Annotated in this window: 16 protein-coding genes and 1 pseudogene; 12 read left to right on the forward strand and 5 right to left on the reverse strand. The window is 40.0% G+C overall.

What is annotated here, in order from left to right; all coding sequences use genetic code 11:
- Positions 1 to 29: 29 nt before the first annotated feature.
- Positions 30 to 272 carry a hypothetical protein gene (locus H5079_RS01745; RefSeq protein WP_011328030.1) on the reverse strand — a complete coding sequence of 81 codons (243 nt, stop codon included), beginning with the start codon at positions 270 to 272 and terminating at the stop codon, positions 30 to 32.
- A 336-nt stretch (positions 273 to 608) separates the two neighbouring features.
- Positions 609 to 2234: an alpha-glucosidase family protein gene (locus H5079_RS01750; RefSeq protein ID WP_182683286.1), complete on the reverse strand. Its 1626-nt coding sequence runs from the start codon at positions 2232 to 2234 to the stop codon at positions 609 to 611.
- Between the two features lie 661 nt (positions 2235 to 2895).
- On the opposite strand from H5079_RS01750, the gene H5079_RS01755 reads away from it, so the two are divergent.
- From H5079_RS01755 to H5079_RS01795, 9 genes are all read left to right on the forward strand, one after another.
- The gene (locus tag H5079_RS01755; protein WP_041454687.1) at positions 2896 to 5682 is read left to right on the forward strand and encodes a TonB-dependent receptor; all 2787 of its coding nucleotides are present in this window, start codon (positions 2896 to 2898) and stop codon (positions 5680 to 5682) included.
- A gap of 98 nt (positions 5683 to 5780) precedes the next feature.
- Positions 5781 to 7277, forward strand: coding sequence for a tryptophan halogenase family protein (locus H5079_RS01760; RefSeq protein WP_182683287.1), 1497 nt, complete (start codon positions 5781 to 5783; stop codon positions 7275 to 7277).
- Positions 7278 to 9134, forward strand: a complete 1857-nt coding sequence (locus tag H5079_RS01765; protein WP_182683288.1) for a glycoside hydrolase family 13 protein — start codon at positions 7278 to 7280, stop codon at positions 9132 to 9134.
- 106 nt (positions 9135 to 9240) lie between these two features.
- Positions 9241 to 11112, forward strand: coding sequence for an alpha-amylase family glycosyl hydrolase (locus H5079_RS01770; RefSeq protein WP_182683289.1), 1872 nt, complete (start codon positions 9241 to 9243; stop codon positions 11110 to 11112).
- A complete protein-coding gene (locus H5079_RS01775; RefSeq protein WP_182683290.1) occupies positions 11102 to 12595 on the forward strand; it encodes an MFS transporter in 1494 nt (497 codons plus the stop codon). The genes H5079_RS01770 and H5079_RS01775 overlap by 11 nt, the downstream gene beginning before the upstream one ends.
- A gap of 171 nt (positions 12596 to 12766) precedes the next feature.
- Positions 12767 to 14482, forward strand: coding sequence for an alpha-amylase family glycosyl hydrolase (locus H5079_RS01780; protein ID WP_182683291.1), 1716 nt, complete (start codon positions 12767 to 12769; stop codon positions 14480 to 14482).
- Between the two features lie 371 nt (positions 14483 to 14853).
- Positions 14854 to 17604 carry a TrlF family AAA-like ATPase gene (locus H5079_RS01785; protein ID WP_182683292.1) on the forward strand — a complete coding sequence of 917 codons (2751 nt, stop codon included), beginning with the start codon at positions 14854 to 14856 and terminating at the stop codon, positions 17602 to 17604.
- A gap of 128 nt (positions 17605 to 17732) precedes the next feature.
- Complete coding sequence (locus tag H5079_RS01790; RefSeq protein ID WP_089368207.1) at positions 17733 to 17954, forward strand: hypothetical protein; 222 nt, start codon at positions 17733 to 17735, stop codon at positions 17952 to 17954.
- Between the two features lie 114 nt (positions 17955 to 18068).
- The gene (locus tag H5079_RS01795; RefSeq protein WP_011328041.1) at positions 18069 to 18386 is read left to right on the forward strand and encodes a hypothetical protein; all 318 of its coding nucleotides are present in this window, start codon (positions 18069 to 18071) and stop codon (positions 18384 to 18386) included.
- A 32-nt stretch (positions 18387 to 18418) separates the two neighbouring features.
- Here H5079_RS01795 and H5079_RS18380 read toward each other — a convergent pair.
- Positions 18419 to 18616 (reverse strand): annotated as a pseudogene (locus H5079_RS18380) (IS110 family transposase); the annotation flags it as partial.
- A gap of 242 nt (positions 18617 to 18858) precedes the next feature.
- Here H5079_RS18380 and H5079_RS01800 point away from each other — a divergent pair.
- The gene (locus tag H5079_RS01800; protein ID WP_182683293.1) at positions 18859 to 19155 is read left to right on the forward strand and encodes a hypothetical protein; all 297 of its coding nucleotides are present in this window, start codon (positions 18859 to 18861) and stop codon (positions 19153 to 19155) included.
- 16 nt (positions 19156 to 19171) lie between these two features.
- On the opposite strand, the gene H5079_RS01805 is transcribed toward H5079_RS01800, so the two are convergent.
- Positions 19172 to 19789, reverse strand: coding sequence for a trimeric intracellular cation channel family protein (locus tag H5079_RS01805; protein WP_041454410.1), 618 nt, complete (start codon positions 19787 to 19789; stop codon positions 19172 to 19174).
- 293 nt (positions 19790 to 20082) lie between these two features.
- Positions 20083 to 21099, reverse strand: a complete 1017-nt coding sequence (locus H5079_RS01810; RefSeq protein WP_179806613.1) for a LacI family DNA-binding transcriptional regulator — start codon at positions 21097 to 21099, stop codon at positions 20083 to 20085.
- Positions 21100 to 21571: 472 nt separating this feature from the next.
- On the opposite strand from H5079_RS01810, the gene glk reads away from it, so the two are divergent.
- Positions 21572 to 22570 carry a glucokinase gene (glk, locus tag H5079_RS01815; protein ID WP_011328045.1) on the forward strand — a complete coding sequence of 333 codons (999 nt, stop codon included), beginning with the start codon at positions 21572 to 21574 and terminating at the stop codon, positions 22568 to 22570.
- A gap of 26 nt (positions 22571 to 22596) precedes the next feature.
- Positions 22597 to 23610, forward strand: a complete 1014-nt coding sequence (locus H5079_RS01820) for a LacI family DNA-binding transcriptional regulator (RefSeq protein ID WP_011328046.1) — start codon at positions 22597 to 22599, stop codon at positions 23608 to 23610.
- The last annotated feature ends 3 nt before the right edge of the window (positions 23611 to 23613 follow it).

Genomic DNA, 23613 nt, shown 5'->3' on the forward strand with positions numbered 1-23613 from the left:
CAATAGACTTAATTAGACAATAAACTTAATTAAATTTTTACAGCAGAGACTTTTTTGTAGCCTTCTGATACAAGCTCATCATTCACGCACTTTAATACATAGCCATAAAGCTCTTCATTGCTTACGTCGTCATCTTTAGCCCAGTTAACACACATTTCTGTGTATTCTTTAACTGTTTCAGCTGAAGCGTCCGCCGCATCTTCTGCAACCACATTAAGTGCAGACAGTGCAAATAGAGGTGCTACGATTAATGCTAGCAATGCTTTGTTCATTTGTTTATTCCTAAAAAATGTTATGACAATTGTTATTTAAAACAAGTGTGCCCAAGCCAGAACAACTCTGTTGGTATGCTGATTTTTAATCGAATTTGAAATAAAAGATAACGAAATATTTTTATCGTCAGGATAAGTAAGTTGAGTGTTAAATTTTAATGGTAATTAGGATCATACATGGACGAATCATCAAGCTTTAAGCCAACCAAAACAAATAAATAGAATCGATATTGGAGTGTTTTATATTCGTTAGCTACAAAAAGCCTGAGTTACTCTGAAGTGCCCCCCAATAGTTGGATATTCCAATTACTGGGGGCTTTTTATATTAAATGACTTTTAGCTACATTGGGCGTAATAGCAGCCAAAACCATTCATTATTAGCTGGTTATTACTCAAAGTAGCATTGTGATGCGAAAGCGTGTCATACGCTTTAGTTATAGCTACCGGCAAACTTAATCTTGCTTGTTGCGCACTTAAATTAAATACACATAGCATTTTTTCATTATTAAGTGTTCTATAAAATGCCAGGATTGGTTCAGCCGTTTGGATAAACTCAATATCACCTGTAATCATCACCGCTTGCGTTTTACGCCAAGCCATAAATTCACGGTACGCGTTTAAAATAGAGTTTTTATCGCTATTTTGCTCTGCTACCGATTGAGATTTGTGTGCTGTGTCTACAGGCAACCAAGGCTTATTTTCACTAAACCCAGCATAATCTACTTGCTCATTTTCCCAAGGAATTGGAGTTCTACAGCCATCACGGCCTTTAAAGTTAGGCCAAAATGTAATTCCGTAAGGGTCTTGTAAGTCTTCAAAGGCCACGTTTGCTTCGCCCAAACCTAGCTCTTCCCCTTGATACATACATACACTACCACGCAGTGAAGCGAGTAGGGCTGTAAGCATTTTACATTGGGCAGGGTTAATTTCGCCATTGTCGCTCCAACGGCTCGCAACACGTTCTACATCATGGTTACTAAACGCCCAGCAAGGCCAACCTTCAGTCATTTGCTGCTCAAGCGTTTGCACTGTTGTTCTAATGTATTCACTAGAGTAGTCATCAGTGAGTAATTCAAAGCTGTAGCCCATGTGTAGCTTATCGCCACCTTGGGTATACTGCGCCATGGTAGCGAGTGAATCTTCAGATGATATTTCACCCAATGAAACCGCACCTGGATACTTATTAAGTAAGGCACGAATATCTTGCATAAATTCGATGTTTTCTGGTTGGGTGTTGTTGTAATAGTGATACTGAAACGCGTACGGGTTATCTTCACTAAAACCGCGGCCTTGGCGCTTATCTTTTGGTTTTGCAGGATTGTCGCGTAATTGCGCATCGTGGTAGCAAAAGTTAATTGCATCGAGCCTAAAGCCATCTACACCTTTTTTCAGCCAAAACTCCACGTTATCAAGCACAGCTTGTCTAACATCTGGATTATGAAAGTTTAAATCGGGCTGCTCAGTTAAAAAGTTGTGTAAATAATACTGACCTCGGCGCGGCTCCCACTGCCATGCCGGGCCGCCAAAAATAGATAACCAATTATTAGGTGCTGTACCATCTTCTTTTGACTCAGCCCAAACATACCAATCAGACTTATCGTTAGTGGTATTTTCGCGGCTATCTAAAAACCATTGGTGTTGATCAGAGGTATGGCTGAGCACTTGGTCAATAATAATTTTAATATCGCGGGCATGCGCTTGTTCAATTAGTGCATCAAAATCGTTTAAATCACCAAATATTGGGTCAATATCTCGGTAGTCGCTAATATCGTAACCAAAGTCTTTCATTGGCGATTTAAAAAAAGGTGAAATCCAAATAGCATCAACACCTAAGCTTTTAATATAATCAATGCGATTAATTATCCCCTTTAAGTCACCAATACCATCATTGTTGCTATCTTGAAAGCTACGCGGATAAACCTGATAAATTACCGCACCTTTGTACCACTGCTGTTGGGCCATGCTTTTCTCCGTCATTGCACACCGTATTTCGATTACGCTAAATATGGTTTGTTAACTCACCATATAATATTTCTAAAAAGCATACGTGAAGCCCGTGATTCTGTAAAAATACTGCATACGTATGCAGTAAAATACACACTTTTTAAGTATTAAAAAAATCACTAAAAACCAATTAAATATTTTAAATTAGCGAGAAAACAACCTTACCAATTAAGGTTTTTAAATTAATTTATAGGTTCATTCTTATTTTAATCATTATTAACAATGGCTTGAGTTAATCGCCTCTATACTTCATTGGTCTTACCAATTGTACGCCCAACAATAAGCGTATACAGAGCAGGGATCAGCTTAAATATGGTTATTTTTATGCAGTTTACATTTAACAACTTGCGCCATTTATTGATAAATATAATTACTTAACTAAATTTATTAAGAAATTAATGCAAAGCTATAAAGGCCAATAAAAACAATGGCTTATGGTGTTTCGGGTTGTTTTCATGTTAATATGATGTCAATGTGCAAGTGTTGAATACGTATGCATAAAGTTGTTAATAAAATGAAGAGAGCGTTAACATTAATCCTGACAACAAAATTAGCTCACTTTGTTTGACTATCACTCAAACAAAGCGAGGATCACAATATGGGTAACGGGAAAAACATCATGTCTATGTTCAAACCAAGTATATTAACGTTGGCATTAACAGCTGCTGGTTTATCAAGCTTTGCTACTGCTGCCGCGCAAGAAAATACAATAAAAAAAGAAGACGTTGAAATCATCGAAGTTAAAGGTTTTCGTGGCAGTTTAGTTGAGTCAATAAACACCAAACGTTTTTCTACACAGGTTGTAGAGTCAATTTCTGCTGAAGATATTGGTAAATTACCAGACTCATCTATTGCAGAATCTATTGCACGCTTACCGGGTTTAACCGCGCAGCGTCTTGATGGCCGAGCAAGTCGTGTAAGTGTGCGTGGCTTTAGCGAAAATGAAAGTGCCACTACCTTTAATGGTCGCGAGCAAGTTTCTATTGGTGACAACCGTGGTGTTGAATTTGACCTGTACCCATCAGAAATAATGAGCGGTGTAACCGTTTATAAAACGCCTAATGCAAGTCTTGATGCAGAAGGTATTGCTGGTGTAATCGACATGCAAACCGTTAAGCCTTTAAGTAAAGGTGAGCGTGTGATCATGTTTAATGGCCAATTAGAGCAAACAGGTTTTGATAAATTAAACCCTGATGGCAACGACAGTGGTTACCGCGGCACAATTTCGTACATTGACCAGTTTGCAGATGACACCATAGGTGTTGCGTTTGCTTATAATAAAATGAGTTCACCAAACCAAGAAAAACGATGGAACTCATGGGGCTACCCTGAATTTGAAGCAGCTGGCGAGCAATATTCTATATTAGGTGGTGCAAAACCTTATGTGCGCTCATCAACACTTGAACGTGATTCAGCAATGTTTGTACTTGAAGCCGCACCAACTGATCGTTTAAACATGACGTTTGATGCGCTTTATGTTGATTTTTCAGATGAGAAGATATTACGTGGTATAGAAGTACCTTTTGCATGGGGCCAAGGCACAATAGATGCTTCAAGCGCTGAAATAGATGAGTCGTCTGGTTTTATCACCAGTGCAGTTACACAAGGGCAACGAGTTGTCGTTCGTAACGATTATGAAGAACGTAATGCTGAGCTAACGCAATTTGGTTTTAACACTAAATACGATATTAATGATTCATGGTCGTTAGAGTTTGATGCCAGTGTATCTGAAGTAAAACGTCAAATTTGGAGTATCGAAAGTTACTCTGGTACAGGGCGTGGCGATGCAAACGGCGTTGCTGATAACATAGGTTATGCCTTTGATGGTGGCAATACTGGCGCGCAATTTAGTCATGAATTAGATTACAGTGATTATGATCTTATTCAATTAGGCGGCCCGTTATCTTGGGGAGCGAGTTCAGCCCTTAACGACAAATACGGTTTAACGGGCACTGCTTATGAAAACACAGCACAAGACGGTTTTATTAATGCCCCAGAAATTAACGATGAACTACAAACATTAAAGCTTGCTGCGAGCAAAGCACTCGAAAATGAGTATTTTAGTAAAGTAAGCTTTGGTGTTTCATATCGGGATCGCGAAAAAAGTAAGTTGTCTGAAGGGTATTACATGACCTTAAAAGACTTCTCGCTTGCCAATCCAGGTATGTTGGCTATTCCTGAGCAATACCGTGAAGGGTCTGCTAGCTTAGATTTTATTGGTATGGGTAACATGGTTGCCTACGATACAAACGGCTTAGTAAACGATGGCTACTACGATCTATTACAAGAAAGCCTTACAAACCAAAAGCACAAAACGCAATCTTGGACTGTTCAAGAAGAAGTAATTGCAGTATTTGCACAGCTAGATATTAACGCAGAAATTGGCTCAATTCCGGTAACGGGTAATATTGGTGCGCGTTATGTACAAACAGATCAATCATCACAAGGCTCTGCTGCTAATACAGTTAATGGCTTAGTGGTTGTAACGCCTACCGATGTTAGCCATGACTATAGCCACTTTTTACCAAGCATAAACTTATCGTTTGCAATTGATGAAGAGCAAACAATACGTTTTGGTGCAGCAAAAACAATTTCGCGCGCACGTCTTGATGAAATGAATGCATCAATAAATGCCACTTACAGCCAAACACAACCAGACGATAACGGTAATTTTTGGAGCATTTCGGGTGGTAATCCAAAGCTTGAGCCTAAAGAAGCAACAGGCTTTGACCTAAGCTACGAAAACTATTTTGATGCAGAAGGTTACTTTGCTGCAGCATTCTTCTACAAAGATATTACGCAATGGATTTTTGATGGTACCTATGATGTAGATATGACAGGTGTTGCAGACCCATCTACAGGTGAAATTCCAGCTACCTCTACCGGCACAGGCTCAGGTAAAGTAAATGGCGGTGAAGGCGACCTTTGGGGTTATGAGCTATCTTTATCATTACCATTTAGCGTATTTCATCCAAGCCTAGAAGGTTTTGGTTTAATTGCTAGCCATACAGGTGTAGAGCAAGACTTGAGTGATCAAAATGGTAACGAATATGAGTTACCAGGCTTATCAGACCAAATCGACAGCTTAACCTTTTATTATGAGCACAGCGGTTTTCAAGCACGTACCAGTATGCGCAAACGTAGTGACTTTAAAGGTGACGTATATGGTTTAGGCTTTGAAACCACTCAAGTTGATATCAAAGGCGAAACAATTTGGGATGCACAATTAGGTTATGACTTTAGCGAAGGCGGTTTTGATAGCTTAGCTGGCTTAAGTGTTACCTTCCAAGTGCAAAATATTACCGAAGAACCTTTTGTATCGCTGCAAGGCGATAACGACCTACAAATACGTGACTACCAAGATTATGGCCGTACATTTTTACTAGGCTTTAGTTATAAACTCTAGTTTTATTTAGCGTTGAAAAGCCCTTGTGATTTGCTTTACAAGGGCTTTTTTATATCACATTCAATACTGGTTTATTCAACAACCATGGTGAAAACTAAATGAATAATAAAATAACAAATGTGGTAATTGCCGGTGGGGGCACTGCAGGATGGATCACGGCAGCCTTATTAAATAAAGTATTGGGTAACGTGATCAACATCACCTTAGTTGAGTCTGATCAAATAGGGACTATTGGCGTAGGAGAGGCGAGTATTCCGCCAATTTCGCATTTAAATGGCGCGTTGGGCATAAATGAACATGAGTTTATTAATGCCACTCAAGCAACGATTAAATTAGGGATTGAGTTTGAAAACTGGCGCGAGCAAAATCATAAATATATGCATGCCTTTGGTAGCATAGGTAAAGATTTTCCATTTTGTGAGTTTCATCACTTTTGGCTAAAAGCAAAACAGCAAAACCACGCCCCCGACTTGTGGGATTTTTCTGTTAACTACCAAGCGGCAAAAGCAGGTAAATTTGCCCATTTACGTAATTTGCCTAATACCCAATTGCCAGGGTTACATTATGCTTATCATTTTGACGCAACCTTATATGCCAAACTGTTAAAAAAACTTGCGCAGCAGCGCGGTGTTAAACGTGTAGAAGGTAAAATAAAAAGCGTGCAGCAGTGTCAGCAGTCAGGTGATATACAAGCATTAACACTTGAGAGTGGCTCAGTAATTAAGGGCGACTTATTTATTGACTGCACCGGGCTAAGTGCATTATTAATTGAAAAAACCTTAAATACAGGCTTTGAAGACTGGTCGCATTGGCTACCTTGCGACAGCGCAGTTGCAGTGCAAAGTGAATCAGCGAATGAGCCAGTACCTTATACTCGCTCTATTGCCCAAAATGCTGGTTGGCAATGGCAAATACCTTTACAGCACAGAGTTGGTAACGGCTTAGTGTTCTCGAGCCGCCATTTAACAGATGACGAAGCAAAGCAGCAATTACTCGCTAATTTGCCCGGCAAAGCAATAACAGAGCCGCGGGTGATCCGTTTTAAAACGGGGCGCCGACGCTTACAATGGCATAAAAATGTAGTTGCTATTGGACTCTCAAGTGGGTTTTTAGAGCCGTTAGAGTCAACCAGTATTCATTTAATTCAAACAGCGGCTATTCGATTAATTAAGTTGTTTCCGCATAATGGGATTAAACACTCGCAAGTAACTACATATAACCTGCAAAGTAAAACCGAAATAGAACGCATACGCGACTTTATAATTTTACATTATAAGCTTACCACCCGCACAGATAGCGCATTTTGGCGTCAATGTCAGCAAATGAGTATTCCCGAAACGCTGCAACAAAAAATAACCTTGTTCAAGCAAACAGGCAAGCTCATTCGAGAAGACGACGAACTTTTTGCCGAGCCAGCGTGGCAGCAAGTAATGATAGGTCAGGGGCTTGAAGCAGATGATTATCACCCATTAGCCAACGCCCTAACTGATGAGCAGCTGCTCGCATTATTTACTGATTTAAAAGCTTTGATTAACCACACGGTTGAACAACTCCCTTCTCATAGTGAATTTTTATCTAGGATGAAAAATAATTAAATGAAAAAGCTAATTAAAGCACTGTTTGCTACAACATTGTTTACTGCAATACCATTTACTGCAATAAAGGCACAGGCCATGTCTGTATCGCCACAAAATTGGTGGGTTGGCATGCAAAATGAGGCATTGCAAGTTATGTTGCATGAGCCAAACATTGCTAAAAAACAGTGGCAATTAACCCCCTACAATGGGGTTAAGTTAATCAGTATTAGCAAAACAGATAACCCTAATTATGCGTTTTTAAACCTAAAAATAACGCCGCAAGCAAAGCCTGGTGACTTAGTGTTTACCAGCCCAACGGGTGAGCGCTTTGAATACCCGTTACATACTCGCAGCAGCAATAGTGCCAAGCGTAAAGGCTTTAACAGCCAAGATACCCTTTATTTAATTAACCCAGACCGTTTTGTAAATGGCGATAGCAGTAACGACACCGCAGCAGGCATGTTAGAGGCCGCTGATCCAAAAAGTAAAGGCGGGCGCCACGGTGGCGACTTACAAGGGGTGATCAATGCACTTCCATATTTAAATGATTTAGGGGTAACTCAATTGTGGTTAACCCCAGCGCTTGAAAACAATATGCCAAGCTACTCTTACCATGGTTATGCTATTACTGACTTTTATAATATAGATCCCCGCATGGGCAGTAATGAACTCTACCAAGAGCTGTCAAATAAAGCGCAGCAACAGGGGATTGGTTTAGTGATGGATTTTGTACTTAATCACTTTGGCTCTGAGCATGTGTGGATGAATGACAAGCCAACGTCTGATTGGATTAATTTTAATGGTGAGTTTGCCAATGGTAAACATGCCACTAGTCATGCAAGGCAAACCATTCAAGACCCTCACGCCAGCCAGTTCGATAAACGTCAATTTAGCGATGGCTGGTTTGTAGAAACCATGCCCGATTTAAACCAGCGTCAACCTTTGTTGGCAACCTACCTAATTCAAAACACCATTTGGTGGATTGAGTATGCAAATTTAAGCGGTATTCGAGTAGATACATATTCATACTCAGACAAAGCTTTTTTAGCCAATTGGACCAAAGCAATTATGAGCGAATACCCAGCGTTTAATATTGTTGGTGAAGAGTGGACTACCAATCCAGCAATTGCATCGTATTGGCAAGCGGGCAAAAATAACAGCGACGGTTATACTTCAAGTTTACCCAGTGTGATGGACTTTTCGCTGCAAGAGGCGCTCATTCAAGCTTTAAACGAAGATGAAAGCTGGAACACAGGTTGGGTTAAAGTATACCAATCACTTGCCAATGATTTTTTATACCCTAATCCAAATAACCTTTTAGTATTTGCCGATAACCACGATATGAGCCGTGTTTATACTGAGCTAAAGCAAAATCTAAATAAAACCAAAATGGCGATGACCATGCTGCTTACCACCCGCGGTATTGCACAAATGTATTATGGCACCGAAGTATTACTCGATAACACAGGCAGTAATGACCACGGCGATATTCGTATTGATTTTCCGGGCGGCTTTGCTGGGCAAACAGTTAATGCCTTTACAGGTAAAGGGCTTACAAATGCACAGCGTGATATGCACCAAACCCTACGTACGTTACTTAATTTTAGAAAGCAAAGCCCTGCATTAGGTTATGGCAAGCTAACGCATTTTAGCCCACAGCAAGGTATTTACAGTTATGCACGTATAGCCGATGAGCAAATAGTGTTGGTATTTTTGAATAAAAATAAGCAGGCTAAAAATTGGTCATTAGAGTATATGCAAGAGGTGCTTAAGCTGCATACAACAGCAACAAACTTGTTTACTAAGCAGCAAATTAATTTAACTGATGCAATAACATTAGCACCCATGAGCGCCACAGTATTAGTGATAGAGTAAATTGCTTAACTGAATACGTATGCAGCGACTGTCAGTCAGTCGCGCTTCACACTAGTATTAAATTCATAACAAAAACGACAAAGTAGTAAAGTAGACTATGACAATAATGAAGATAATTAAATATAGCCCTTTGCTTTTAGCCAGCAGCATTTACCTAACAGGCTGCTCAGATAGCGAAACACAAGCTAATCAGGTTAATGAGCAATTAACTAAATCTGCAGATGAGATCAGCAAACCAGTTGTATACCAAGTATTCACTCGTTTGTTTGGTAACACCCAAACGGTGAATGTACCTTGGGGCACTAAGGAGCAAAATGGGGTTGGCAAATTTGCCGACTTTAATGACGCCGCATTGCAAGGCATTAAAGATTTAGGCACCACCCATGTTTGGTATACCGGCGTGTTGCATCATGCGCTGGTGGGCGATTATAGCCAATACGGGATAAAACAAGACGACCCTGATGTAGTTAAAGGCCGTGCGGGTTCGCCTTATGCAATAAAAGATTACTACGATGTAAACCCAGATCTTGCAGTAAACCCAGAGCGTCGCTTAGTGGAGTTTTCTGCACTTATTGAGCGCACTCATCAACATGGTATGAAAGTGGTTATTGATATTGTGCCAAACCATGTGGCGCGTAACTATCATTCAATTGCTAGGCCTGCTGGTGTAAAAGACTTTGGCGAGCAAGACGATACCAGCAAAGAATATGCGCGTGATAATAACTTTTATTATGTGCCAGGGCAGTCTTTTCAAGTACCTAGCTCTGATCAATATCAAGTTTTAGGGGGAGATACACACCCATTAGCCGATGGCTTGTTTAACGAAAGCCCTGCTAAATGGACAGGAAACGGCGCGCGTGCAGCCAAGCCCGATATAAACGACTGGTACGAAACTGTAAAAGTAAACTACGGGGTTAAACCCGATGGCAGTTATGACTTTCCAACCCTTCCTGCAAGCTTTGCAACTAAAGATGCCCGAGCGCACTATGAATTTTGGCAAGACAAAAACCTACCTAACAGCTGGTATAAATTTCGCGATATTGCACTATTTTGGTTAGATAAAGGCGTAGATGGCTTTCGCTATGACATGGCCGAAATGGTGCCAGTTGAATTTTGGAGCTTTTTAAATTCGGCAATCAAAATGCAAAACCCTAATGCCTTTTTACTTGCCGAAGTATATAACCCAAAAATGTACCGAGGTTATATTCATCAGGGCAAAATGGATTACTTATACGACAAGGTGGGTTTTTACGACACGCTAAAAGCTATTATGCAAAATAAGCAAGCTGCGAGCACTATTTTTGATGCACAACAGCAAGTTGCCGATATAGAACAGCACATGCTGCACTTTTTAGAAAACCACGACGAGCAACGTATTGCCAGCCCCGATTTTGCAGGTAACGCGCTATGGGGCAAACCAGCCATGGTGGTATCTACGTTAATTAGCCGCTCGCCTAGCTTGTTATATTTTGGCCAAGATGTAGGCGAAGATGGCTCTGAAAACGCCGGGTTTGGCACGCCAACCCGTACCAGTATTTTTGATTATATTGGCGTTCCTGCGCATCAAGCGTGGATGAATAACGGCCAGTTCGATGGTGCTAATTTAACACCTGAGCAAGCTAGCTTACAAAAATACTACAAAGCCATAATGGCGTTAAATAACTTACCTGCGGTAGTGGGCGGTGATATGCACGCTTTAAACGTACAGGGTAGCGACAGGGTTGTTGCGTTTTCACGTAGTTTAGGTCGCCAAGTTATTTTGGTACTAAGCAACTTTAGCGAGCAACAACAAACAATCACTATTAACTTAAATAGCCAAACAACTGCAAATATAGGCGCAAATTCAGCGTTACACGATTTACTCGAAACACATAGCGGTGTGTTAGTGAGCAATAACGATCAAGGTGCAAGTTTTACACTTACCCTTAATGCACTAAGTAGCGCGGTATTAACCAATAAGGTAAATAATGAACAATAATAATAGCAATAAACCTGACCTAAGCTTTTGGCAAATATGGAACATGTGTTTTGGTTTTTTAGGGATTCAATTTGGGTTTGCCCTGCAAAACGGTAACGTTAGTCGTATATTTCAAACGCTTGGTGCCGACATTGATGATATACCTATTTTATGGGTAGCCGCTCCGCTAACGGGGTTAATTGTACAACCTATTATTGGTTACTGGAGTGATAAAACCTGGGGCAAGTTAGGTCGCCGCCGTCCGTTTTTTTTATATGGTGCAATTTTAACTACACTGTCGTTATTTATAATGCCTAACTCACCAACGCTGTGGGTTGCAGCCGGTATGTTGTGGATTATGGATGCGTCAATTAACGTTACTATGGAACCGTTTCGTGCTTTAGTTGGCGACAACCTACCTAAAAAACAGCGTGCAACAGGTTATGCCATGCAAAGCTTTTTTATCGGCATTGGCGCTGTAGTTGCATCAGCACTACCATGGATGATGGCTAACTGGTTTGGTATTGCCAATACTGCACCGGCTGGGCAAATTCCTGATTCAGTAAAATATTCGTTTTACTTTGGCGCGGTAATTTTACTGGTTGCTGTAGGTTGGAGTATTCTAACCACCAAAGAATACTCGCCAGAGCAACTCGCTGCATTTAATCAACAAGAAGAGCCTGCTTCTCAAAGCCAACCAACAGCTAATATTAACTTTAGCAAAGGGGGCATAATATTTAGTGTTTTTGGCTTAGCCGTTTTAGCCTTGGTAAGCGCCTTAAATTTAGAAAAAGAACTGTATTTATTGGCTGGTGGTTTAGTGAGTTTTGGGGTTGTTCAGTTTATAGCGGCAGCCTTACAAACTAAACAACTTACATCGGGCGGTTTTTATCAGGTATTAAACGACGTATTTACTATGCCCGAAGCCATGAAGCAGCTGGCGTGGGTGCAGTTTTTTAGCTGGTTTTCGTTATTTGCAATGTGGATTTATACCACTTCAGCGGTAACGGGTTTTCATTACGGCAGCAGCGATACCAGTTCCCCAGCTTATAACAACGGCGCTGACTGGGTAGGTATATTATTTGCCGCGTATAACGGCTTTGCAGCACTTGCTGCAATATGTATTCCGATAATAGTTAAGCGCGTTGGTTTAAAGCTCGCCCATTGTTTTAACCTAATTTTAGGCGCGCTGGGCTTAGCCAGCTTTATTGTTATTAAAGATCCCACCTTACTTATTTGGCCAATGATAGGTATTGGCTTTGCGTGGGCGTCTATTTTATCGCTGCCATACGCCATGTTAAGTACCTCGGTGCCAAGCAGTAAAATGGGTGTTTATATGGGCATATTTAACTTTTTTATTGTTATACCCCAGCTGTTAGCCGCCAGCATTTTAGGGCTTATATTACGCCACTTTTTTGAGAATCAACCAATATACGCTTTGTTAATAGGCGCGGTGTCGTTTTTACTGGCAGCCGTTGCCGTATTGCGCGTTAAACAATCTTAATTTTTATAAATAAAAGCAAATTACTGCCTCTACCATTGCATTTTTAAGGCAAGGATAGAGGCAGCAAAATAACTAACCATTAGGCTAAAACCATTCGCAACATATTACAGTTGCACTTTAATTGAATGGTATACAGCAATTAGCATAAACAACAAAAACAAAGGGGATAAAATGAAAACCTTTACCTTGAGTGCATTAGCACTGGCACTAACATTAACTGGTTGTAAGCCAGCGCCATCAACAAATACTAACACTAATAACGCAGTAACTACTGCGCAAACTAAAGCAGTAGAACAGCCAGCAGATTGGTGGCAAAGTGCTATATTTTATCAAATTTGGCCGCGCAGCTTTTACGACAGCAATAACGATGGTCATGGCGACTTTAATGGCATGACCGCAAAACTCCCATACCTAGAAGAGTTAGGTGTAAATGCACTGTGGTTAACGCCTATTTTCGAAGCGCCTTCTTATCATGGCTATGACTTTACAGAGTTTTATAAAGTTGAAAGTGACTATGGCAGCATGGCTGAGTTTGAAGCGTTTATAAAAGCCGCTGATGACAAAGGTATGAAAGTTATACTAGATTTAGTGATCAATCATATATCTAGTCAGCATGACTGGTTTCAACAATCTGAAGAACAACAAGCGCCATTTAGCGACTATTTTGTATGGCGTGACGATATGCCTAAAGCGGGCAGTGGCTGGGGGCATGCTTGGAGCGATAACGACAAGCCAGAAGCCGTATGGCATTGGAGTGAAACGCGTAAGCAATATTATTATGGTGCATTTGGTGCAAGCCAACCCGATTTAAATTTACGCCACCCAGATGTGGCTAATGAAATGAAAAAAATGGCAAAGTTTTGGCTCGATAAAGGCGTAGCAGGTTTTAGGCTTGATGCAGTACGCTTTGCTATGGAAGGCGGTGCAAATGCACAAGCCGACACCCAAGAAACGATAGAATATTGGCAAGACTTTAATCAATATATAAAAAGTGTAAATCCACAAGCTTACCTAGTAGGCGAAGCATGGGCCGACCTTCCTATTGCCGCAAAGTACTATGGGGAAGGTAAGGGGCTAGATCAAGGCTTTGACTTTGAAGTAGGCTATAAAATTTTGAGCTTACTTAAAACCGATACCGACACAGATGTGCTCTTTGGTACTATGCCATCTAATGAGCAGCACAAAGCTAAAAATGCACTCATCCTTGATGAAAACCTACAACAACGTAAAGACTCACAAGCACCACTGCACTTTTTTACACCGTTTTTAACTAATCACGATCAAGAACGTGTTGCTTATCAACTTAAAGAGCACGATGGTAAAGCAAAACTAGCTGCGGCCATGTTATTTAGCTCGCCAGGTACGCCGTATATTTACTACGGTGAAGAAATAGGCTTAACGCAGCAGCGCATCGGTGACGATGTTTATAAACGTGCGCCTATGCAGTGGGACAATAGTCATCAAGCGGGCTTTACGCAAAGTAACAATAGTTGGGTTGAAGAAACGGCATTATTTGGTGATGATTTTGCAAACTGGTGGCCAGAGTTTCTTGCTAAGCAACTAGCAGCAGGCGATCGTAGTGTTGCAGCGCAGCAAGCGCAACCAAATTCTGTTTGGCGTTTATATCAGCACTTAATCGCAATGAAAAAGCAGCGCCCAGAGTTTACTATTAACGGCAGTTACCAGCTAACGCAGCACGACAATGGCATAGTAGAAATAACGCGAGAGTTAAACGGCAGCAAAAGTGTTTTTGTACTTAACCTAACCGATAAAGCTCAAAGCATCAGCAGTATTACACGCGACGGTTTAACAGCCAGTTGGCAGCACGATCTCAATGGCGATCAACTTGCCGCTTACGGTTTATTGTTACTAAATAACACACTGTAAATAGCATACTTATTATAGGGGTTAACATGCGTTAGCCTCTATTTTTTACTACGCACAGCTCCCCCCGTTACCCTTTGTAGAAACACGATTAAAGGGAAGTTGCACAAAGTCACACATCAGATCACATTAAAGTAAAGCTGTGCATATAAGCACTTACTTGCATTTTGCCCTATAACATTATTAAAAGTCGTTTTGGGATATTTTAACAAAGACAATTTTATAACACACGTAATTACTTGTTTACATTGGAGTTATTTGGTGCAACTATTGAGCTATGTAATATACGCCGTTTTGGGGAGTTATAAACCCCCATAGTGGTGTTCAATAAGCTGTTAGCACTCTTTAGTTTCAGTTGAGCACAAGGATAGAGAATGAATTTTGTTGGAGCACGATGGTGGAAATTCGATTTTCATACACACACACCAGCTTCTTTTGATTATGGAAAATCAGATAGCGCATTAAAAACTTCTAAATCTCCTAGAGACTGGTTATTGGACTATATAGCCAAGGGAATTGAATGCGTTGCAATCACAGATCATAACACTGGTGATTGGGTTGACGGCCTTAAAGATGCAGCAGAAAGTTTAAGAGCTGAAAATCATTCAATATATGTCTTTCCTGGTGTAGAGATTACAGCAAGCTCAAACATTCACGTATTAGCTATTTTTGATCCAAGTGCTACTTCTGCAGATATTAATGCTGTTGTTGGTGCTTCAAAGTTTCGTGGCACTAAAGGTGATAGTGACTCAGTTGCAGAAGAGAGTGCTGAAAATATAATAAAAGAAATACAATCCGCAGGGGGTGTAGCAATCCCTGCCCATATAGATATGAAAGCAGGACTTTGCCAACAACCTTCTTCTCATACAGTCAAGCAAGTATGCACCCACGCTAATGCCGTTGAGATAGTTTTCCCTGACAGGGAAGTAGCAGCAACACCACTATCACGATATACAAATTTAAATATCGAATTACCATCTGTAATCGGATCTGATGCTCATCACCCTAATGACATTGGTAGAGCATTTACATGGGTGAAAATGTCATCTCCTTCGATTGATGGTCTTAAGCTAGCACTAGTTGATGGTTCTTCTTCACTAATCCGTTCAGATAGTGAAATATCTGATCCTAACAGAGCTTCAAATACACTATTGCGATCAGTAACTATTGAATCTGCAAAGTACGCAGGCCGTTCATCACCGTTAGTTATTGAGTTTAACCCTTGGCTTAATTCTATTATTGGAGGCAGAGGAAGTGGTAAGTCTTCAGTTCTTGAATTTATCAGGTTAGGCATGGATAGAAGTAGAGATTTAGAGGATTTAAACCCTCAAAATGAAATTCGCCGCTCCTTCGAAAGCTTTATTAAAGTAGCAGTATCAAGAGATGCTGATGGAGTAATGCTACCTAACACTAAAATAAGCTGTGTTTATACTAGAGATGATGTTCATTACCTTTTGAAATGGACTAAAGAAAGTAACCGTGTATCAATTTTTCGTTCGGAGGGTGGTGAGTGGCTACCTGAAGATGGTGAGGCGCACTCAAGATTTCCAATAAAAATATTTAGTCAAAAGCAAATATTTAACTTAGCAAAAAATCCGAATACCCTTTTGCGCTTGATAGATGAATCTTCAACTGTAGGGTTTCAACAATGGAAAATGGAGTGGGAAGATAAATACACGCACTTTCAAACATTGTGTAGCCAAAGAAGAGAACTTCAATCCAGATTATCTAATAAAAATGTACTTCTGGGGCAGTTATCTGATGTAGAGCAAAAAATTAAAACAATTGAACAGTCAGGTCATGCTGATATTCTTAACAGCTATCAGGATTTTAGAGCTAAAAGAACAAGGGTCGCTCAATATGAAACCGATGTTGTTAACTTAAAAACTCAGGTCGAGACAATCATTAATACTGTTGAAATACCGACAGCTGATGCAAGTATATTTAATAACTTAGTAGGGAGTGAGCAAGAAGTTGCCACAAAAATTAGTAACTTGATTCAAGCTGCTTCAAATTTCAAAGAAAATATTGCTAACGCAATAACAGCTATTGATTCTGAACTTGCTAACTTTAAAGAATGGTACTGTCGTTCTGAATTTAATCAGGCACACATAGCTGCTGACGAAAAATATAATAAGCTAATTGAAAGCTTGCAAAGTCAAGGTGTTACCAGTCCCGCAGATTATTCAAAATTAATAGGCGATAGAGAAACAATCAATAAATCGTTAAAAAGTATGGAACTCATCGACAATCAAGTTGTTGAACTAACTACTTCGATAAATGAATCATATCAAGAAATAATAGAATGTAGAAAAAGGTTGACGGTAAATCGCCTTGCTTTCCTAGAACAATATTTATCTGGCAACTCTTCAATTCAAGTTGAGATTACACCTTTCTCTGACTCAGAAGATTTAGATGCATCATTCAGGAAAATTTTAGGAAGGACGGATAGTGCATTTTCAGCTGAGATATTTGACTTAGATCGAGAATGTGGTTTTCTATTTAATCTCAATAAAGAGCTATCAACTATTACTAAAGCTACAGATCCAAATAACCTAGAACAATGGTTAAACCAAATTCATAGTTTTAAACAAGGTATTTTTAACTTTAATTCAGGCGAAATTTTAAGTACAAAGTTAGGTAAAAGATTTATTGATTTCATGTCACAACTTCAGCCCCAAAACTTTGATGCTATGAATACATGGTTTCCTGAAGATAAGCTAACAATAAAGTTCAATGACGGGAATCGCTTTAAAGATGTATCTCAAGGTTCAGCAGGACAGAAAGCTTCTGCAATACTCTCCTTTTTACTATCATATGGAACAGAGCCACTTCTCTTAGATCAACCTGAAGATGATCTTGATAATGGATTAATCACCAGTCTAATAGTATCAAAGCTACATGAAAACAAAGCAGATAGGCAGATAATAGTTGTAACGCACAATCCAAATATTGTTGTAAATGGTGATTCTGAATATGTGGTTGCATTAGAGGATAGAGGACAAATTAACTCACTTGCTTCTGGGGCATTACAGGAAGTAGATGTAAGGAAAAATGTTTGTGAAATCATGGAAGGTGGTGAGCTAGCTCTTCAGAAAAGATATAAAAGGATGTTTAACATTTAGTGTATACCGAGTGCTAACAAGCTGTTTAACAAGGACAAAAAACAGTTGGTTTTGCTCCTTCGTCGCTAATTTTAACCAACTATTTTTTGCCTGTTAACAGGGCGTTATAAACCACAAGGAGAGTTCATTTGAATATCAATGCTACTTTGTACGGCCAATTTGTAATCATTTTCGCGCTGATCATGGGCGCACTATGCTATTACGTAGCCCGTCGTAAAATGCAAAAGCCAGCGGCTGCGGGTTTACTCGGTGCTGTTTTGTCACTTATTCCAATCTTTAGCGTAATTTATCTATTCATACTGCTGTTTAAAAAAGATGTTGGTTCAGCATCGGCGGCAGTAAGTGAGTAAGGTGGTTTATAACAAGGCCAGTCACGGCGACGTCTTTTCCGCTGCGGCTTCGCCTTCACTACAAAGCCGCGCATGCTGGCGGCGTTTTGTATACAAGCAAACAAGGGTGCATAATTGAATTATTTAAATTGGTTACAAAAGGTATTTCCTAAACTGAAAGATACCCCAAATGAAATTATTATCTCATATGTTGATGAAGCGAAATCTGATACTGAACTTCTTAGAGAGTTTATTAAAGTCTTAGGAGGTTTGCTCTTTATTCTCCCGTTTAACCTATATCTTTATATCTCTGGTATTCAATCATTTACCAGTCCTTTATATTGGATGCTAGTTATTGTTTCTTTTGGTGTTGGCGGTTTTATTGGACTTTATTGTGAACAAAGATTGATTAAAAGGCGCCTTAAAAAAATAGTGCAGTTAAAGTATACCTAACAACACGCCCTGAGGTGGACGACTAGTGAAATTTAGCTATTAATTGCAAATTTTACTAGTGGTGAGCCTCTGCGTTTTAATGCTGCTAAATACGTCGATTCATCGTAGGGTGTATTCGTTTTCCAACACCTAAATACAATCCTTATCCATTTAAATGCCAGCGATTTAATAATGCTTTTATGTGGCTTGCCCTTGGCTTTTTGTTGCTCATAATACGCTTTAGCCCAAAACAGATAACTAATAAAAAGCCAGTTCTCTCAACAGCTAGCCTCATGAAAATGAGGAGGGCACTTTAAAAAAGCCAATTAAAACAACCAATTAAAATAATACCAAGCTCTCACTTTATATTCTGCATAAAATAACGTAATAAATTGAACCAAAATAGGAACTCGGCTATGGTTTGTTTATCAATAAAAATAAATAAAAAACGAGTTTATCTACAGGCTCGTTATGTGAAAAGGGATTTTTAATAATGGCACTTTCTTATATTTCACTCGGAGCTGTTTTCTTTTTAATAGCTATCGCCTGGTTTGGGTTTGTAGCTTTATATTCTCAAGTAGAAAATTCAGGATTCGGTTTTGGTTTTATTATGGGGGTATTTCCTACGTTACTTAGCATGTTGCTTATAGTGCCTAGTACGCTGTATAGAACTGTTTTTGTATTTACGCAAAAGCCAAAGCAAACAATGAAAGCTAAAGTTACTTTAGCAATTGGGCTGCTAATCACCTTACTTTATAGTGGTGCCATTATTAAGCTGGCTTTCACATAATAACATGCAATATTAGTTACTTAGCGGGTTCTAATAAACTAAAAACAGGTAAGCGCCATTTAAAGCGTACCGATGCCATACGTATTAAGTACCCTGTAACTAAGCTAACAATAATACTTATATTGTCATCAATATTATAGTGATGCAGTGCTAGGTATAAACACGCCACAATAAGTGAAACACTGGCATACAGCTCGTGGTGTAATACCAATGGCGCTTGACGACATATTAAATCACGTAACAAACCACCAAATACGCCAGTAACTATGGCTGCAACTACGCAAATACCATAGTGTAAACCCATATTTAGCCCAACTTGGCAGCCAATAATACTAAAAGCAGCTAGGCCAAGGGCATCTAGGCGCATAAATATGCCTTTAAACTTAACTACCCATTTAGCCAACCAAGTGGTGATAATGCCGGCCATACAGGTAATTAATAAATATTCTGGATGTTGCACCCACGTAAGTGGGTAGTTACCAAGTAAAATATCTCGAACGCTACCACCACCTATGGCGGTGGCACTGGCTACCAAGCTAACGCCAAACCAGTCCATTTTCATTCGGCCAGCGCTTAGCGCTCCGGTCATGGCTTCTGCTGTAATACCAATAATAAAAACAATACTTAATAGCATGAGATAGTCACTTGAAATTTACACTTATAATAAAGGCGTGATTGTATAGATAAAATAGCAAAATAACGAGTGAGAAATCACGCTAAAAACGCTTACTTCAGATAAGAAAAACTAATACGAAACTCATGCGTAAATAGGCTGTTAAATTGGGGTGAACCTTTGGGGTAGATGTAAAAGATGAAGGACAATAGGCCGCAAACAATAAAATAAGTTACTTTGAATTTTAAGCCGTTATTGCCCTAGAGCCACTTTATATTGTTGGGTAGTATTTAAAAGCAAGGTAATGCAGGCTGTTAACTTGAGCCTCGGGCAATTAATATTGGAGGGAGTAGGGTGCTTTGTACTGCTTCGCCTCGAATTAGTTTTAATAGATTTTCTACCAACATTTGTCCGGCTACTGTGGTGTTTTGTTCTACCGTGGTTAAAGGTGGGTTGGTATAGCTGGCAATGGCGATGTTATCGAAACCTATTACGGCAACATCTTTTGGTACGCTAATACCGGCTTCTTTGAGTGCGCGTATTGCACCAATGGCTATTAAATCGCTGGCTGCAAAGAGTGCATTAAATTTTATGTTATTGGCTATTAGTGAGCGAGTGGCATGATACCCCGACTCTTCAGTCGATATTGCATTTGCTGTTTTACGTTCGTTTAAGGTTACGTTATTAGCGCTTAGTTCATCTTTAAAACCTTGAAAACGGGCAAAAAACTCAGGGCTATGATCCGATGCGTCGCCTATAAACGCGCAGTCGGTTCTGTTGCGCGCAATTAAATGCGCTGCAGCTAGTTTTCCGCCACCATAATTGTCGCAGCACACCGTTAGATCGGGGCGATTGTCGACCGTTGCCCCCCAGCAAACAAACTTGGTGTTTTGCTCAAGCAGGGTGTTAAATTTAGGTTGATAATCTAAGTAATCACCATAACCGAGTAAAATAATACCATCGGCGCGGTGGCTATCTTCGTAGTCGGCTTGCCAATCGGCACTGGCCGATTGAAACGACACCAGTAAATCGTAACCTTCTTTAGCACAAGCGCGGGTAATACTGCCTAGCATGGCTAAAAAAAACGGGTTAATTTGTGATTCATCAGAGGTTGGATCTTCAAACAATAATAGCGCTAAGGTGCTACTTTGTTGGGTGCGTAAATTGCTGGCGTTTTTGTCTACTTTATAGTTGAGTTTTTTAGCTATATCGAAAACGCGCTTACGGGTCTCTTCGTTTACCAAGGGGCTGTTACGTAAAGCACGAGATACAGTTGATTGCGACACTCCAGCATAATGGGCTATATCAAATGACGTTGCTTTACCTTTCATGAGCACTACTTAAATAACAAAGAGAATAATGCAGCCATTCTCGTTTATTAATGATTTATTTCAAGCTAATTTATCAATTAAGCACTTTTTTAGTTGATCTACCCATGACACCGGTGTCATAATGAGGGCGTTTTATCATTTTGTTGTCAAAACGTATTGGCTGCCTATATTTTTATAGGCAGCATTTTTTTACTGTGATAGCTGCTTTGGGGTGATAGCCTAAAGTAATAAAAAGAACAATGGGTTACCCGTTGTAAAATAATAAGCATGAATCGCTTATACTAATCGCATTAAAGAGTGGACTATTAAAACGCAAAAAAATAGCGCCAAAAAAATGGTTTAATCACAAGGCGAAAGTAATCATATAGAGTTGTTTTATATGAATTGTTTTAACGCAGTGAGTAAGTTATTTAATTAGTTAAAATGTTCATTGTTTTTAATAAGATTAGTATTATACAAAAGAGATAACACTATGAGCTTACACTCTTCTGCCCAATTTGATCCTATTTTAGTTGCCGATATTGGTGGTACCAATGCGCGGTTTGCACTAATTACTGCCTTTGATGCAGCAAAAAACGAATTTGTTATAGAATATAATCATACCTTTCCTAGTGCCGACTTTGGCTCGTTACAAAATGCAACACGCCATTATTTATCAACTGTGCCTCACATTAAACCGGTGCGCGCGTGTTTGGCGGTGGCAGGCCCTATAAAAGCAGGGCAGGTGCATCTTACTAATTTAGGTTGGCATTTTAGCGTTAGTGAGTTTAAACAGGCTTTTTCTTTTTTGCAGCTTGAAGTTATTAACGACTTTGCTGCATTTGCCTACGCTGCCCCTTATTTAGATAGTAACCAAAATGTGGTTATTAAAGCAGGGCAAGCCGATGAAAACTCAAACATTGCAGTTATGGGCCCAGGCACAGGATTTGGTGCAGCTTGCCTAGTTAGAACAGCGCAGTCTAGTGCGGTGCTTAGCTCTGAAGGCGGGCATATATCGCTGGCTGCCGTTACCGATTTAGATGCAAAGTTACTTATAGAATTACGCAAAGAACATCCGCATGTGTCTTTAGAAACTGTTTTTTCAGGCCCGGGTATTGCCCATTTATATAAAGCGATGGCGGCGGTTAAAGGTATTACTGCTAAGCATTTAGATGCCGCGCAAATTAGTAATTTAGCCAATACCGGCGAGTGTGAGGTTTGCGATGCAACTCTAAACCAGTTTTGTGACTGGCTTGGCAGTGCCGCAGGCGATTTAGCATTAGCTTATGGTGCGTTGGGCGGTTTATTTATTGGCGGTGGTATATTGCCACGCATGCAATCGCGCTTGTTAGAGAGTCGTTTTGTTGAACGTTTTTCACAAAAAGGTATTATGTCGCAATATAACGGGCAAGTTCCTGTTACGCTAGTAACCCAAGATAATATACCTTTGATTGGCGCTGCGGCGTGTTTGCATAATAGTAAGCAGGAATAATGCTGCTGGTATTTGGAAGTAAATAGATGAAAAAAGTCACCATAAATAGTGTAGCGAGTTATGCGGGGGTTTCTAAAAAAACAGTCTCTCGGGTGTTAAATAACGAGCCAAATGTAAGTGCAGCTACCCGCGAAAAGGTACTTAAAGTATTTAAAGAGCTTGATTATACGCCTAATCCTATTGCCCGTGGTCTTGCTCAAAATCGCAGTTTTATTATTGGTTGTATTTACGATAATCCAAGTAAAAGTTATATTACCCGCGTGCAAACAGGCGCATTGGCTGCCTGCCAAGAAAACAATTACAATTTATTAATTCATCCTTGTGAGCTGCGCGGTGAAGCACTAATCAATAATATTGATCAGTTACTGCAGTCATCACGCTTAGATGGCATTGTATTAACGCCGCCTTTTTCGGACTTTGCTGAACTAGTTGATTTTTTAAAATCGAAAAAAATACCTTATGCACGCGTTGCCTCTGCAGTACTTGAAGATGATTCGATTTCGGTGCGCAGCAATGACGAGCAAGGGGCATTTGAAATAACCGAGCATTTAATTACACTGGGCCATAAATCAATTGCTTTTATTAAAGGTCATCCCGATCACAGTGCCACTGAGCAGCGTTTTAAAGGTTACCGACGGGCGTTAGCAAGCCATGGTATTGAATTTGAAGAGCGTTTAGTAGAAGAGGGTAACTTTAGTTATCATTCAGGGGTAGACAGTGCCCGTAGTATTTTAGATTTATCGCCACGGCCAACCGCAGTATTTGCTTCAAACGATTACATGGCAGCCGCCGTACTTAAATTAGCAACTCAACGCAGTTTACGTGTGCCCGATGATATTTCAATTGCTGGCTTTGATAACGCCCCTATAGCACGCCATATTTGGCCTGGGTTAACTACCATAGCGCAGCCAGTTGAAGAAATGACCAAACAGGCGGTTACTCAGCTTATTGCTCATATTATTCAGCCACAAGAGGTTGCGTATCAGGTGACCCTAGAGGCGCGTTTAATTACTCGCGAGTCGACGGCGCAGGTTAAATAAACT

This window comes from Pseudoalteromonas sp. SG44-5 (genome assembly GCF_014164175.1).
GTDB classification, from domain to species: domain Bacteria; phylum Pseudomonadota; class Gammaproteobacteria; order Enterobacterales; family Alteromonadaceae; genus Pseudoalteromonas; species Pseudoalteromonas nigrifaciens.

Coding starts and splice junctions, on each gene's coding strand:
- H5079_RS01755 (WP_041454687.1), top strand. CDS start 2,896: ATGTCTATGTTCAAACCAAGTATATTAACGTTGGCATTAACAGCTGCT.
- H5079_RS01800 (WP_182683293.1), top strand. CDS start 18,859: ATGGCACTTTCTTATATTTCACTCGGAGCTGTTTTCTTTTTAATAGCT.
- H5079_RS01750 (WP_182683286.1), bottom strand. CDS start 2,234: ATGGCCCAACAGCAGTGGTACAAAGGTGCGGTAATTTATCAGGTTTAT.
- H5079_RS01780 (WP_182683291.1), top strand. CDS start 12,767: ATGAAAACCTTTACCTTGAGTGCATTAGCACTGGCACTAACATTAACT.
- H5079_RS01820 (WP_011328046.1), top strand. CDS start 22,597: ATGAAAAAAGTCACCATAAATAGTGTAGCGAGTTATGCGGGGGTTTCT.
- H5079_RS01745 (WP_011328030.1), bottom strand. CDS start 272: ATGAACAAAGCATTGCTAGCATTAATCGTAGCACCTCTATTTGCACTG.
- H5079_RS01770 (WP_182683289.1), top strand. CDS start 9,241: ATGAAGATAATTAAATATAGCCCTTTGCTTTTAGCCAGCAGCATTTAC.
- H5079_RS01775 (WP_182683290.1), top strand. CDS start 11,102: ATGAACAATAATAATAGCAATAAACCTGACCTAAGCTTTTGGCAAATA.
- glk (WP_011328045.1), top strand. CDS start 21,572: ATGAGCTTACACTCTTCTGCCCAATTTGATCCTATTTTAGTTGCCGAT.
- H5079_RS01760 (WP_182683287.1), top strand. CDS start 5,781: ATGAATAATAAAATAACAAATGTGGTAATTGCCGGTGGGGGCACTGCA.
- H5079_RS01810 (WP_179806613.1), bottom strand. CDS start 21,099: ATGAAAGGTAAAGCAACGTCATTTGATATAGCCCATTATGCTGGAGTG.
- H5079_RS01805 (WP_041454410.1), bottom strand. CDS start 19,789: ATGCTATTAAGTATTGTTTTTATTATTGGTATTACAGCAGAAGCCATG.
- H5079_RS01765 (WP_182683288.1), top strand. CDS start 7,278: ATGAAAAAGCTAATTAAAGCACTGTTTGCTACAACATTGTTTACTGCA.
- H5079_RS01785 (WP_182683292.1), top strand. CDS start 14,854: ATGAATTTTGTTGGAGCACGATGGTGGAAATTCGATTTTCATACACAC.